Here is a 14353-nt window from a genome sequence, read left to right on the forward strand (position 1 = left end):
TCAAAACAAAACGGCATATTATAACTAAAATATAAATCACCTTGGATCCCACTATGACACTCAATCATTTGCACGACGCTTATTTAGGTGAACTCTATGGTATTAGTTTTTTTACCACCTTTGTAGAACAGTATAGTGACCATAGTCATAACAATAAATGGCAAACCTTATTAGATATTGAGGTTATTACAGCCAAGAAACTAAAAACAGCACTCGTACCATTAGGCATTCAATGTCCTGATTACGATGTTGAAATGGCTCAAAAAGGCATAGCAGATGCTAATAAATGGCTCCATCTGCCATGGCCAACATTAATTAATACCATGGTTAGTTGGGTCGCTCCTTATCAACAGCGCTATCAACAACAAGCAGACAATGCTCAACAACATCAGGATTTATTTGCACTCGTTGCTGATCATGAAAATGCTATTTATGATTTTCTGCTAGCTGAGCAGGCAGGTTCAGCTGAAAGTCTTCAAATATTGCAGCGTTTTATTAATAAGCACAGTTGATATCTTTATAATAAATATTTTTATTACAATCATTTAAGCCTTATTCTTGTAAAGATAAAGGCTTTTTAATCTTCAAGAACCATTGCTTTAATTAGAAGTTTACCCCTATTTACACGCCTTAATATTCTTTTCTTACTAACGTTCAGCCTCTTGGGTTGCTACTGTAACCGCTCAGCAGTGAACGAAATAAACTATCGACCTCAGCCTTCACCTTCCCCCTCAAATGAAGCCATTATTTTTTTGCATTGGTAATTTAAATATAAAACAGCTTATAGATGTCGATGAAATACATTCATCTAAAAAACCAATATTTAATCAACCAAATAACATTTCCCCATTGATATTTAAGAGAAAATCATACACTTAAAACGCCTTTTGTGACGGCGATCACCAAGCATAAATTATTGAATAAGATGAAAAAAAAGCAAATTCATTGTGAGCACCTTCATATAATAACACTAGGTGTAATTATATATAATTACACCTAGTGTTATTATATCAACGTTGTATGAACATCTATCCCTGTTGTGATTTTAACAGTTGAATTAATATTAACGTGAAAGGAATAACAATATGCAATGGCTTGACTGGTTAGCACTCATAGCTTTCTTTTTAGTGATGATAGGGATAGGTCTTAACGCCTACCGAAAAATTAAAGGTTCAAACGATTTTTATGTTGCTGGAGGTGGACTTCCTTGGTGGCTTGCCGGCATTTCACACCATGTTTCAGGCTATTCTGGCGTTGTCTTCACCGGTTATGCTGCAATTGCTTATTCGACGGGATTTAACTTATATATATGGTGGGCGATGAACGTCGCTCTGGCTTGTTCTCTTGGTGCATGGCTAGTCGTACCACGTTGGGCTCGGCTTCGAAAAGCATTAAATATTCAGTCCCCAACAGAATACCTTAAACTTCGTTACGATATAAAAACCCAACAAGTTATTGCATGGTTAGGTGTATTACTAAAACTACTTGATACGGCAGGTAAATATGCCGCTATAGGGGTACTACTTTACGGTTTTGCTGGGGTTCCAATCCATTACGGTATTCTTATTGCTGGCTTCATTGCTATGTTATATGTCACTGTTGGCGGACTTTGGGCTGATACAATGAATGACTTTTTCCAATTCTTTGTTCAAGTTGCTGCTGGCTTAGCGATGTTTTTTATCATTCAAAACCAACTAGGAGCCGTTGGTACTAACTATTTATCAATGTGGGATAAACTTCCTGCTGGTCACTCTGACTGGTTCAATAGCGAATATTCACCGCTATTTTTTATTAGTTTTAGTATTGTTATTTTCCTTAGTTACACAGGCGGTACTTGGAACCTAGCATCACGCTTTATTGCTTCACCAACCGGGCGTGCAGCAAGAAAAGCCATGGTACTATCTTCAGTTCTATATTTAATTTGGCCACTATTCTTATTTGCTCCTATGTGGGCAGCCCCTCTTCTTCTTCCTGATTTAGCAATTGCCGACCAAACTCAAATATATTCAATGTTAACGGTAAAATATTTACCAGCAGGCGCTGTTGGGATTGTACTGGCTTCAATGTTTGCAGCAACACTTTCCATGGTAGCTTCAGATGCAAATGCGATCAGCTCAGTACTATCAAGAGATATTCTGCCATTACTTAGTAATAAGTTTAGAAATGAAAATGGTGATACGCCCTTAAAAATTGCACGTATCGTTACCTTTACTTTTACTCTTGCCACAATTCTTATTGCCTTAAACAAAGATTACTTCGGCGGTATTATTGGTCTAATCCTGGTTTGGTTTGGTGGTTTAATTGGACCAGCATCAATTCCTATGGTTTTAGGACTATTACCTTTCTATAAACATTGCGGACCTAAATCAGCCCTAGGCTCAATGGCTATTGGTTTATCCGTCTTTGTATTTACACGCTTATTCGTCGCAGAACCATCAATGGCTCTCTCTGTCGGCGGCCCAGTTATTTGTTCACTTATCTTCTTTAGTCTAGCGGCAATCTATAACCGTAAGTTCGAGGTTAAACCTGAAATCGAAGATCTGATGGTGAAATTAAGCCGAGATGAGCAAGAATCAGAAATGGAACTCGCTGAGAGCAAATAATAATGACATTGACACAGAATCCCTTAAACAACATTGAAACCATTTGGCGTAATGAGTTAGTCAATAATATCTTACCGTTCTGGAATGCTGCGATTGATACAGAAAATGGTGGAGTATACACCTGCTTTAGCAATGATGGTTCTACGCTTTTAAGCCATGATAAATACATATGGTCACAAGGACGTTTCTTATGGAACTGGAGTCGTCAGGCATACCTTATTGAACAAGGTTATCTTGATGGTGATGCTAAAAGCTATATTGACCAAGCAAAGCTTACTGCTGATTTTTTAGATAAAAACGCGTTACTAGAAAACGGTAATTGCTGTTTTGTCTTAACTGAAAACGGTAACAAAAAAGAACGCATGAATGGTGAAAGTTATGATCTTTCATTCTACGCTGATTGCTTTGTTGTGATGGGATTCTGTGAATATGCTTATGTCAGTGGTGAGCATTATTATTTTGAAAAAGCATTGTCACTTTATGACACGATTAAAAATAGATTAAAAAGCGGTTCAGTTAAAAGTGAACCTTACCCAGCAGCTGAAGGCTTTGAACCTTATGCATTTGAAATGATCGTACTTGGTATCACTAACGAATTATTACGCTATGCCATTAAATACAATCATAGTTCATTAACGCATTTAAAATTTGCATGTACACATAGCTTAAATCGCATCTTTTCAGACTTTCATCATCCAAAGTCATTAATGCCATTTGAAATGCGCACTAGCAAAATGAATCAACACACTTTATTGGCAAGCCATGTAACACCTGGGCATACACTTGAGAATATGTGGTTTTGTATACAAGCCGCACAGTTACTTGGAACATTAGAGTCCTACCTGCCTAGGATTATCACTATTACTAAGCAAATGTGGGCAATAGGCTGGGACAAAGAGCATGCTGGCCTATTCCGTTACACTTCTCGCCTTGGGAGCAAACCTAGTGGGAGTTTATTAGGTAACGACCGCTACGAAAATCTGGTTCTCGATACTTGGGACACTAAAATTTGGTGGGTGCATTCTGAAGCATTGTATACGCTGCTACTTACTTACCAATTAAGCGGTGATAAAACCCTATTATCTATGTATCAGCAAACTGAAGCTTATGTATTAGCAACCTTTCCCAACGATGAATTTGGTGAATGGACGCAAATAAGAAATCGCTTCGGTCAACCGCTTAACAAAGTGATTGCACTCCCCGTCAAAGACCCGTTTCACATCATGCGTAATTTGCAATTAATCGTGCAACTTCTTGGAATAAAAGAGGAAAACGTATGATTATTGGAATGAGTAAGGTTGATATTACACCTTCAATGCCAATGAAACTGGCCGGCTTTGATTTTCGTAGAGGTCATTACGAAAAAGTTGGAATGCCCATTTTTTGCCGTTGCTTAGTATTTGAACAAAAAATTGCATTGATAAGTCTCGAACTACTTTTCATTGGCGATTATCTCGATGCTTTAATTCGAGATAAAATTGCAACTTACAACGAACTAAAAAAGCTTAATCTACAGCTGTCAGCAACACACAGTCATTCTAGCATGCAGTCTGCGAATAACCATTCTCCAAGACTTGGCGAATTTAGTGCGACATATTGTGAAGATGTTGCCAACAAAGTAATTACAGCAATTAAGCAAGCACTTTTGAACCAAGAAATAGTTACGGTTAATAAAGCCATCACTAGCTGTGATATCGCAATATATCGTCGTGTTATCAATACTAAAGGGAAGATAGAAATGGCACCTAATAGTAATGTAGAAATTGATAAGAGCGCGCATATATTCCAATTTATTAGAACGGATGGAACCACAAAGGCAATCCTTATCCATAATCATTGCCACCCAACTGTCTCCGCAGACAACATCCTCTCAGGTGAATATCCAGGAGTGGTTTGTCATCAAGTAGAAGCGACATATGCCAATTCTGTTTGCTTGTTCTTACAGGGGTTCTGTGGCGACATTCGGCCGAACCTTTGCCGAGATAATCAATTTTATAGGGCCCATTTTGATGAGATCATTCGCATAGGTACTTCACTCGCCTCTCGCTACCTGAAGGCAATAAAAACATCGATTAAGATAAAAGAAGAATCAGTTGTCGTTTATTCAGAGAGGATGGTTTCTTTACCTTTAAATAAACCACAAAACTGGTTCGAGCTTGAAGAATATAAAAAATCACAAGCTCAAGATGATATTCATTTTGAATGGGCTGTTCATCAGCAAGGATTATTAAATAAAGATGCTATAAAAAGTAATAATTCACAACAACAAATAAAACTTTGCTTCTTAAATATTAATAACATTTTAAAATTCATAATGATTAACGCAGAAGTTGTAAATCATTACCAACACTATATAACTAAAAACATTGATTCATCCATCCTTGGGGTTGGATATTGCAACGGCATGATTGGTTATATTCCAACACAAGATCAAATTATACAAGGTGGTTATGAACCCGACTTATCATCTTATTATTTTTATTTACCCGCGACATTTACTCAACACGTTGAAAGCTGTTTAAAACAAGCATTAAATCAAATTATTGACGAGAACTAATCATGACTAAATTACTTAATAATAAAAAAGATCAATTATCTTACCAAGTTTATTCAACAAGACAGGCTATGGGTAAAGCAGCGGCAAACTATACCGAGCAGCTATTGATTAAACTTCAACATGAGCAAGATAGTGTGCGTATTATTTTTGCATCAGCGCCTTCTCAAAATGAGTTTCTGGCCCATTTAAAGGCTTCAACTAAGATTGACTGGTCAAAAGTCACAGCCTTTCATATGGATGAATACATTGGTTTACCAACGGGGGCTGAGCAAGCATTTAGCCACTTCATTAAAAATTCATTACTTGATGAAGTCAAACCCTCTACGGCACATTTTATTAATATTGATGCACAAGATAGCGTGCAAGAATGTCAGCGCTACGCCGCTTTATTACAACAAGCACCGATTGATCTTGTTTGCTTAGGAGTCGGTGAAAATGGTCATATTGCCTTTAATGATCCATGGGTTGCTGATTTTAATGACAAAGCCATTGTCAAAAAAGTTCAGCTTGATACTCAATGTCGTCAACAACAAGTTAATGACGGTTGCTTCGCAGCCCTAGACAATGTACCGCAATACGCACTAACGCTGACAATTCCAACCTTAGTCAACGCTAAACATATGGTTTGTATCGTACCAGCAGCAACCAAACGTGAAGCAATAACCGCAATGATCAATGGCGAGATTAGCGAAGATCTCCCTGCATCAATCTTAAGAAAACACCAGAGTGCCGCATTATTTCTTGATAATGAATCAGGAGCAGACTTGCTATGATCATTACAGGAAAAACCTTGGCCGAGCAGCCAATCCGAATCTATACCGAAGCGGGTATTATCTCTCAGGTAGAACCTATCGCGACTACTGATACGACTAGCCTACCCTACATAGCACCAGGCTTGATTGATCTTCAGGTCAACGGCTTTGCAGGGGTTGATTTTAATACATTACCATTAACAAAATCAGGCATCACCCACGCGACAGAGCAGATGCTGAGCTTTGGGGTAACGGGCTATTACCCGACAATTATCACTAACAGTGACGATAATATTTGTCAGCTATTTAGTGATTTCCAGCAGTTCAAACGTAATGATGCTCAACTTGCACAAACCTTACTTGGTTTTCATCTAGAAGGGCCATTTATCTCACCGAATGATGGACCTCGAGGGGCACATAATCGCGACTATGTTCAAGCACCTAATGTTAGCCTTGTTCAAAAATGGTATGACGCATCTGAAGGTCAGCTAAGTATTCTGACGTTATCGCCTGAGTGGGAAGATGGTTTACAAGCAACCATTGAATACTGTGTTGCGATGGGCATTAAAGTATCAATTGGCCACTCTGCTGCAACTCCAGACCAAATTCAACAAGCCACACAACTTGGTGCAACCATGTCAACTCACCTTGGTAATGGTTGTGATTTACAGATCCATCGTCATCACAACTACATTTGGCAGCAGCTCGCGGAAGACCAATTGTGGACGGCGATTATCGCAGATGGCTTTCATCTCCCTCCAGCAGTAATCAAAGTCATTTTAAAAGCCAAGCAAGATCAAGTGATTTTGACCAGCGATACCACTGCATTTGGCGGAATGAAACCAGGCCGTTATCAAACCCATATTGGCGGTGATGTCATACTGACAGAGCAAGGAAAATTACATCTAGCCAGTAATCCAGAGTTACTTGCAGGTTCTGCTAAATCCGTTCTTGATTGTATAAATTACCTCATTAATTCCGACTTACTGAGCGCAAACAGTGCTTGGAATAAAGCCAGTTATAGTCCATCAAGTTTCATGGGACTAAAAAACAGAGGATCTCTAGAAGTAGGTCAACGTGCGGATATCGTTATGTTGAATAAAAACGACAACGGACTGTCGGTCTTACAAACCATTCTTGCAGGAGAAGCAGTTTATACTGCTTAACAAACCATGAGTTTATCTAAAGATTACTTACATCAAATTACCCAACATTTGAACTGTATTCATGATTCTGAGTATCAAAATATCTTAGAAGCAGCAAAGCTCATTGCTTCACAAATAGCCCAAGATAAAGTGATCCATGTTGCAGCATCAGGTGGCCATTCAAATCTAGCAACCCAAGAGATTTTCTTTCGTGCTGGCGGATTAATGCATATTAATCCCATCATTGATGAAGGGACGTTATTAACCAATGGTGCCTTACGTTCGATGGCAATTGAACGACTGGCTGATTATGGAAAAATCGTCGTTCAAAACAATCCAATGCAATGTGGTGATGTTCTACTATTAATTAATGCCTATGGTATCAATGCTGCGGTTCTAGACATCGCACTTGAAGCAAAAAAGAAAGGCGTCACGGTTATTGCCATCACATCAATAGAGCATGCTCAGCAGACCTCGGCTGAGCACCCGGCACGTCACCCAAGTAAGCAAAACCTGTGTGACGTTGTTGATCTCGTCCTTGATTGCAAAGTTCAAGTCGGTGATGCCGTTGTTCAAATAGAAGGTATCACTCAAAAAGTCGCGGCAATATCAACATTCGCTAATTCGTTTATCCTTAACGCACTCGTCATTGAAACCGTTAACTTACTCGCTCAACAAGGAATCGAACCTCCAATTTGGAAGAGCGGTAACGTTATTGGTGGCGATGAATGGAACCAGCAATTCATTGCCCGCTTTAAAGACAGAATCCGCTTATTGTAATGCATCAGCTAGCGCGCTTCTTCTAGCGCGCTGCAACTTAAAAACAAACCAATCTCGGTTAATTCACCATTAACCGCTAGCAAGGTCTTGCCGAAAGACATGACCTAAAAATAACGATAAAAATATTTTTATTAAAAATAAATCTTTTGCAAGGAGAATACCGATGACAAATAGCATTAGTAAACTAAGTCTCTTATTATATAGCTGGGGTAAACGTAGCCGGTTTTATTTATTAAGCACTCTATTATTACTTGTTTCACAAGTACTTCATGCAGAGACAAATAATAGTGAAAATAAAAACAAACAACCTGTAATTGCATATCATGTCGATTTTCGCGTACAAGTTATGCCAATTACAGCGCTAAAAGCAATGGTAAAAGAAATATCATCTTTAGGGTTTAATACAATAATAATGGAATGGGAAGCAACATACCCATATAAAAAGCACAACATTATATCTAATCGTTATGCTTATACTCGAAAAGAAGTAAAAGAGTTTATTGAATATAGCGAAGATCTGGGACTTGATGTTATCCCGCTACAACAAAACTTTGGTCATGCTGAATATATTTTAATGCATGAACGTTATGCTTATTTAAGAGCCGACGCGAGACAACTATCACAAGTTGACCCAACACGATTAGATGCAGCCAGAGATCTGTTTGAAGAACTTTTTGACGATATGTTCTCCACGCATAATTCTCAATATGTTCACATCGGTGGAGATGAAACACGCTTACTCGATTGTGCAAATTGCCAAATCGCATGGGGGGATCTCGGTGAAGAAGCCGGTAAATCTAAAATCTATGTCGACTACATGAAAATGATAGCAGAAATTGTAACGGAACGAGGGAAAACCCCACTGATCTGGGCTGATATGATTCTTAAGCATCCAGACGCTATTAAAGATATGCCCAAAAATGTCATTTATATTGATTGGAATTATGGCTGGGCTTTTGATCGCTTTGGCTCTGACCCACGAGATTTAATCAAGCAATATGGCCTTGAGTTTTGGGGAGCACCTTCTATCCGCTCAGGCCCCGATGATTATCATAGTAATTCGTGGGAAAAACACCTTAAAAATATGGCAGACTTTATCCCTGAAGCTAAAAAAGCGGGTTATACCGGCATGGTGTTAACGTCTTGGTCTACATCCGGTGAGTATGGTTATAATTGGTTCAGTGGTGAAGTTGAAACAATTGAAATCTACCCTATTCGTCAGGTCTATCCACATTCATACCCTAATGATGCATTTAGAATGACAACCAGTGCTTTTATTGACGCACTACAACAAAATGAACCGATTAAAGTTAAAGGCTATGCCCGTAGTTATGCTAAGAATCGATTTGGTATAACCGCAGCAAAAGCGAATGCTCTTTGGAATATTCTGAGTGCTGAAGTGATGAATAACACAGTAGTAATAGGATCGGTTAAATTATCAGGTGAAAAAGGACTCTCTGAAGAAGATCGTCGTCTGGCAGAGCTAAGTCTAGAAAAAATAAGAGAATTACAAGCACAGCTTAAAAATATAGAGCCTAAATATAACAAAGCGGAATTTTCACATTATACGCTACAACTTGATTTACGTGAGTTTTGGTTAAATTATCGAACAATTCAAGGCTGGGTTCAATCTCAGGAATTTACCCGTAAAGATAAACCAGCAGCTATCGCAATGTTAACCACATTATTGGTTAAAGCCGAGCAACTCAATCAGCGTTTTTATGCTTCATTTGATGGTGCGCTATATGCATCAGAAATTGAAACCCTCAATGAATACCGCAACCATAAAATTGAAGTATTATTACAGCGACTATCAAATCAACGTTGATTATCAATAACCGTTTTTAAATTGACAAAATTGACTACTATTGTTTAAACAGATATTGCGAATTAAGCAATATCTGTTTTTCTAGTGTTCATCATATCGACTTTATTTAGCTTCAATAAATAGTATTAATATTTATAACCAAGATAAAAATCTAGTCATATATTTAGCTAAAATAAATAGCCACGACTGAAAAAACTATTTTAATATATAAAGTTAGTTGTCTATAAAATCAAAGCTAATAAATAATTTGTGCATTTAGAAGTGACTCGATATGATAAAGGTAGTTAGAGGCTCAACGATAATTAAAAACAATTATGAAACCAAAAAGTTTATCTCTAGAAAGAAAGATTCTTTTATTTGAGCAAATTATTAATGGCTACCAAAGCGATGAAATGATTACTCGTAAAGGCTTAGTCGAAACAAATGGCCTTCGTCCTGCAACCGTAACCCAACTTATTTCCGACCTAATCTCTCTTAATATGGTAAAAGAAGATACAAAAGCTCAGGTATCAGGCCCAGGTCGCCCTGAAGTATGTTTAATTCCCAATTTACAAGCATTTAATGCCGTTTTTGTATATGTAGACTCATTGACCATTATTTCATCATTGGTAAACCTCGCCGGAGAGGTTCTTTTTACAACTAATATTGAAGTTGATAATCGAGAGGCAACCAAAGAAGAATTAGTCTTAGCCGTCGAATCTTTAGTCATTAAAGCCATCGAATCTGCAACACCTGCGATGACAATTTGTGGCATTACTTTATCGCTACCAGGTATTATCGATCGCGAAAATCAGGTTTGGAAGTATTCTAATCGTTGGCCCAATGCGACTAATATTTCGTTTAAATCGCTTGCATCTACTATTAACTATAAAATTAATCTTGTTAAAAATCTTCAGTCTGAGCTCAATGCCTTTGTTTTAGAAAATAGCCAACTGCAATCAAGAAATACCCTATACATACACTGGGGAGAAGGAATTGGTGCTGCAAATTATGATTCTCAAAGAATGACTCGCTTTAGAGAAAAAGGATTATTCAGTGAATTGGGTCAAACGATTATCGATTCAAATGGTAACACCTTAGAACAAGCTGTTTCTCTTGCTGCTTTACGCAACGAATTGAGTCATTGCCTTGGTTGTCTAATTGGCAATGAGAAACAATGTGCTGAACAAGTGATTAAACAATCACTATCGTCATTACCATGCTTGGAAACGGCCACTCAGACATTTACGCGTGCGTTAGTAAATACCTATCTCACCTTATTCCCTGATACCATCATACTGACAGGACCATTTGTTCAAAATGAGCAAGTCTTCAACTTATTGAGCCAACAATTTTTTGCGCAACTACCAAGTTATTATTCGTCTGACATTCAGTTACTCGTCAATACAAACTCTGTAAAAAATGAACTGCAAGGCTCGATAGTGCCCTTTTTTAGCCAATATGTTAATGAAACAATCTCAAAAGAGCCTTGCTAACAAATACATATTACATAGCGTTATTTAATTGAGAAAGACAAGACAGGATAGAATTAACTAGTATGCTGAAAAACGACGAACCGTTTGATGTTAAAGTGATAAATAAAAGACTTCCCTGAGGAAGTCTTTTATTTTAAACATAAATCCTTAGCTGACTAAATCTGCCGCTTCACGTGCAAGACGACCTATTTCATCCCAACGACCTTCATTAATCATCGCCTTATCAACCATCCACGTACCACCACAAGCAAGTACTCTATCTATCGCTAAATACTGTTTAATATTCTTCGATGTAATACCACCAGTAGGCATAAACTGAATTTGGCCATAGGGACCCAGTAAAGACTTCACCATATTGATACCGCCCGATGCTTCGGCAGGGAAAAATTTAAGGGTGGTGATCCCCATTTCAATTGCCGCTTCTACCGCACTTGGATTATTAACACCTGGAATAATATCGATTCCAATCTCTTGGCATGCTTTTACTGTCTTAGGATTAAACCCAGGAGATACGACAAACGTCGCCCCTGCTTCTTTAGCTGCAATCGCTTGCTCAATATTTAAAATAGTTCCTGCACCAATAAGCATCTCAGGTTGCGCTTCACGTAATAAACGAATCGCATCAACAGCGGCATCTGAACGGAAAGTAATTTCAGCGGCCGGTAAACCATTATCAAAAAGAGCCTTACCCAAAGGGATAATATCTTCAGCGCGATCAATTGCAATTACAGGAATAACTTTAATAGCAGCAAGCTGTTGGGCTGTCGTCGTCATTACACAATTTCCTTGTTGATGTATTGATTAAAAATGTTAGTCGTCGTTTGATCGTTATTACAATTAATTTCTGCAGTTTCAGAGGCTGGAATGATGGCGCCTTTATGTTGAATAACAATACCTGCAAGTTGATGCCCTAATTCAGAACATTTAACAGGAGACAGTCCACGAATAACCCCTGCAATAAATCCAGCATTAAATGAATCGCCAGCAGAAGTTGTATCAACCACATTTTTCACAACGGTTGCCGCAACAAAAGTTCGTATATCCATCATGAAATTCTCATAATAATTCCCTTTCGGCCCCATTTTCACAACCGCTTGTTTTACCCCTGTTTGCTTAAGCCGAAGCAGTGTTTCTTCTTCAGAAGTATCTCCCCATAATGCGGCTTCGTCGTCATTGGTCACTAAAGCTAAATCAGTAATAGCAAATAGTTGTCGGTAACAATGACGAGTAGTCTCACTATCTTCCCAAAGTGCAGGTCGATAATTGGAGTCAAAAATAATACTGACACCTTTTTTACTTAAGCGAGTAAGCAAATCAATGAGTTGTTGACGATCATCAGGGGGTAAAATAGCAAGACTGATACCACTCAAATACACCATATCAACACCATCAAGATGTTTAACTACCCTTTCAAACTCAGAGTGGCGCAGCATATAACGAGCTGCGGATTGATCACGCCAATATAAAAAAGTACGCTCACCAAATTCATCAAGTTGAATCAAATACAAACCAGGCTGCCGATGCTTATCACGCAGCACAGTAGCCGTATTTATTCCCTCTTGTTGCCAACGCATGATCATACCGTCACTGATCGCATCACATCCCAATGCTGAAATATAATCAATGGCCACCGATTGCCCCGCAATACGAGCAAGATATACCGCAGTATTAAGAGAATCACCGCCATAGGTTTGTTGCATGGCACCAAATGATGAACCATTCAGTTCAATCATACATTCGCCAATCAGTGCAATACGCTTCATTTACGTACTCCTGATGGCTGAAAGTATTCTTTGGCATTGTGGTAACAGATATCTTGAACAAGCTTGCTTAGCATATTGATATCATTAGGAACTTCGCCATTCATTACCCAATTACCAATAGTGTTACATAGGATTCGGCGGAAATATTCATGGCGCGTATAGGATAAAAAGCTACGAGAATCCGTAAGCATACCGACAAATTGACTTAATAATGCCAATTGTGACAATTGTTCAATCTGACGCTGCATTCCATCTTTTTGATCGTTAAACCACCATCCCGATCCAAATTGAATTTTTCCGGCAATCCCACTACCTTGGAAATTACCAATCATTGTTGCCAACATCTCGTTATCACGGGGATTTAGACAATAAAGGATGGTTTTTGGTAGCTCATTAGTAATATCCATATCATCAAGCAACGCAGCTAATTGAGAAGCAAATGGGCGATCTCCAATGGAATCAAAACCGCAATCAGCTCCAAGAAGCTGGAACATACGAGTATTATTATTACGTTGGGCGCCAATGTGTAATTGCATAACCCAGCCTCGCTTAGCATATTGTCGACCAAGCCACACTTGAACAGCGGTACTAAACTGATCAATTTCATTATCAGTTAAGGTTTCACCGTTTAATCGACGACGAAGGATTGCATCTAAAACACGCTCTGAAGGTGTCTTACTATAACGAACGACCTCAATACCATGATCAGCAGCGCGACAATTATGTGCAGCAAAATGATCAAGCCGCAGCTCTAATGCGCTTAATAAGTCACTAAAACGATGAATATTAATATCAGCGACTTCACCAAGTTGCTGCATATACTCAGCAAAACCATCAAGTTCAATTTTAAAAGCACGATCTGGACGCCAACTTGGCGTTACATCAACATCAAAACTATCATCTTGTGCAATCATTTTATGATATTCAAGTGAATGGATAGGATCATCTGTTGTGCCTGCCATAACAACATTCATGCCTGTCATTATTCCACGTGCAGAAAATTCTGGTGTCGCCAACATTTCATTACATTGATGCCAAATACCTTCCGCAGTATCGGGACTAAATAATGTACCAGTAATACCAAAAGGACGACGAAGCTCTAAATGCGTCCAATGATAAAGTGGATTACCTAGTGTTTGCGGCACAGTTTTAGCCCATGCCATATATTTTTCAAAATCAGAACTTTCTTTTCCAGTAATTAACGCCTCAGGTATACCTGCTGCGCGCATACCACGCCATTTATAGTGATCACCTTCAAGCCAGATTTGGCCGAGGTTTTTAAACTGACGGTTGTGAGCTATTTCCTGTGGATTTAGGTGACAATGGTAGTCGTAAATAGGCATATCTTTGGCGTAGTCATGATATAACTGACGCGCTACATCATTAGAAAGTAAAAAATCATCACCAAGAAACGTTTTCATGTTTTGCTCCATGCAATATGCTGGGCATA

The 14353-nt window shown here is 38.5% G+C and carries 12 protein-coding genes; 9 read left to right on the plus strand and 3 right to left on the minus strand.

From position 1 onward, the window contains the following. Positions 1-53 precede the first annotated feature (53 nt). The 9 genes from PPBDW_RS19315 (at position 54) to PPBDW_RS19355 (ending at position 11140) form a co-directional block, all read left to right on the plus strand. Positions 54-512, plus strand: coding sequence for a hypothetical protein (locus PPBDW_RS19315; protein WP_036791685.1), 459 nt, complete (start codon positions 54-56; stop codon positions 510-512). A gap of 573 nt (positions 513-1085) precedes the next feature. Then, positions 1086-2603, plus strand: a complete 1518-nt coding sequence (locus PPBDW_RS19320; RefSeq protein ID WP_036791687.1) for a sodium:solute symporter family protein — start codon at positions 1086-1088, stop codon at positions 2601-2603. Between the two features lie 2 nt (positions 2604-2605). Further along, positions 2606-3883, plus strand: a complete 1278-nt coding sequence (locus PPBDW_RS19325) for an AGE family epimerase/isomerase (protein ID WP_036791689.1) — start codon at positions 2606-2608, stop codon at positions 3881-3883. Next, positions 3880-5160: a hypothetical protein gene (locus PPBDW_RS19330; protein WP_036791691.1), complete on the plus strand. Its 1281-nt coding sequence runs from the start codon at positions 3880-3882 to the stop codon at positions 5158-5160. Before PPBDW_RS19325 ends, PPBDW_RS19330 begins: the two co-directional genes overlap by 4 nt. 2 nt (positions 5161-5162) lie before the next feature. Then, positions 5163-5933: a glucosamine-6-phosphate deaminase gene (locus PPBDW_RS19335; protein WP_036791693.1), complete on the plus strand. Its 771-nt coding sequence runs from the start codon at positions 5163-5165 to the stop codon at positions 5931-5933. Next, a complete protein-coding gene (locus tag PPBDW_RS19340; protein ID WP_036791695.1) occupies positions 5930-7078 on the plus strand; it encodes an N-acetylglucosamine-6-phosphate deacetylase in 1149 nt (382 codons plus the stop codon). Before PPBDW_RS19335 ends, PPBDW_RS19340 begins: the two co-directional genes overlap by 4 nt. Before the next feature lie 6 nt (positions 7079-7084). After that, positions 7085-7837: a sugar isomerase domain-containing protein gene (locus tag PPBDW_RS19345; RefSeq protein ID WP_036791697.1), complete on the plus strand. Its 753-nt coding sequence runs from the start codon at positions 7085-7087 to the stop codon at positions 7835-7837. Positions 7838-8000: 163 nt separating this feature from the next. Then, positions 8001-9665 carry a family 20 glycosylhydrolase gene (locus PPBDW_RS19350; protein ID WP_054262187.1) on the plus strand — a complete coding sequence of 555 codons (1665 nt, stop codon included), beginning with the start codon at positions 8001-8003 and terminating at the stop codon, positions 9663-9665. Between the two features lie 314 nt (positions 9666-9979). Next, on the plus strand, positions 9980-11140 hold the full coding sequence (locus tag PPBDW_RS19355; protein WP_036791700.1) for an ROK family protein: 1161 nt from the start codon (positions 9980-9982) through the stop codon (positions 11138-11140). 147 nt (positions 11141-11287) lie between these two features. On the opposite strand, the gene PPBDW_RS19360 is transcribed toward PPBDW_RS19355, so the two are convergent. From PPBDW_RS19360 to uxaC, 3 genes are read right to left on the minus strand one after another with little or no spacing between them, the layout of a single operon-like run. Beyond that, positions 11288-11914, minus strand: coding sequence for a bifunctional 4-hydroxy-2-oxoglutarate aldolase/2-dehydro-3-deoxy-phosphogluconate aldolase (locus PPBDW_RS19360; RefSeq protein ID WP_036791701.1), 627 nt, complete (start codon positions 11912-11914; stop codon positions 11288-11290). Continuing rightward, the gene (locus tag PPBDW_RS19365; protein WP_036791704.1) at positions 11914-12903 is read right to left on the minus strand and encodes a sugar kinase; all 990 of its coding nucleotides are present in this window, start codon (positions 12901-12903) and stop codon (positions 11914-11916) included. The genes PPBDW_RS19360 and PPBDW_RS19365 overlap by 1 nt, the downstream gene beginning before the upstream one ends. After that, complete coding sequence (gene uxaC, locus PPBDW_RS19370) at positions 12900-14324, minus strand: glucuronate isomerase (RefSeq protein WP_036791706.1); 1425 nt, start codon at positions 14322-14324, stop codon at positions 12900-12902. Before uxaC ends, PPBDW_RS19365 begins: the two co-directional genes overlap by 4 nt. Positions 14325-14353: the final 29 nt, after the last annotated feature.

The organism is Photobacterium kishitanii, from assembly GCF_000613045.3.
Taxonomy (GTDB): domain Bacteria; phylum Pseudomonadota; class Gammaproteobacteria; order Enterobacterales; family Vibrionaceae; genus Photobacterium; species Photobacterium kishitanii.

Bases quoted from the DNA above. Each gene is read 5' to 3' on its own strand.
- PPBDW_RS19345 (WP_036791697.1), top strand. From the start codon at position 7,085: ATGAGTTTATCTAAAGATTACTTACATCAAATTACCCAACATTTGAAC.
- PPBDW_RS19325 (WP_036791689.1), top strand. From the start codon at position 2,606: ATGACATTGACACAGAATCCCTTAAACAACATTGAAACCATTTGGCGT.
- PPBDW_RS19350 (WP_054262187.1), top strand. From the start codon at position 8,001: ATGACAAATAGCATTAGTAAACTAAGTCTCTTATTATATAGCTGGGGT.
- PPBDW_RS19365 (WP_036791704.1), bottom strand. From the start codon at position 12,903: ATGAAGCGTATTGCACTGATTGGCGAATGTATGATTGAACTGAATGGT.
- PPBDW_RS19360 (WP_036791701.1), bottom strand. From the start codon at position 11,914: ATGACGACGACAGCCCAACAGCTTGCTGCTATTAAAGTTATTCCTGTA.
- uxaC (WP_036791706.1), bottom strand. From the start codon at position 14,324: ATGAAAACGTTTCTTGGTGATGATTTTTTACTTTCTAATGATGTAGCG.
- PPBDW_RS19315 (WP_036791685.1), top strand. From the start codon at position 54: ATGACACTCAATCATTTGCACGACGCTTATTTAGGTGAACTCTATGGT.
- PPBDW_RS19340 (WP_036791695.1), top strand. From the start codon at position 5,930: ATGATCATTACAGGAAAAACCTTGGCCGAGCAGCCAATCCGAATCTAT.
- PPBDW_RS19355 (WP_036791700.1), top strand. From the start codon at position 9,980: ATGAAACCAAAAAGTTTATCTCTAGAAAGAAAGATTCTTTTATTTGAG.
- PPBDW_RS19330 (WP_036791691.1), top strand. From the start codon at position 3,880: ATGATTATTGGAATGAGTAAGGTTGATATTACACCTTCAATGCCAATG.
- PPBDW_RS19335 (WP_036791693.1), top strand. From the start codon at position 5,163: ATGACTAAATTACTTAATAATAAAAAAGATCAATTATCTTACCAAGTT.
- PPBDW_RS19320 (WP_036791687.1), top strand. From the start codon at position 1,086: ATGCAATGGCTTGACTGGTTAGCACTCATAGCTTTCTTTTTAGTGATG.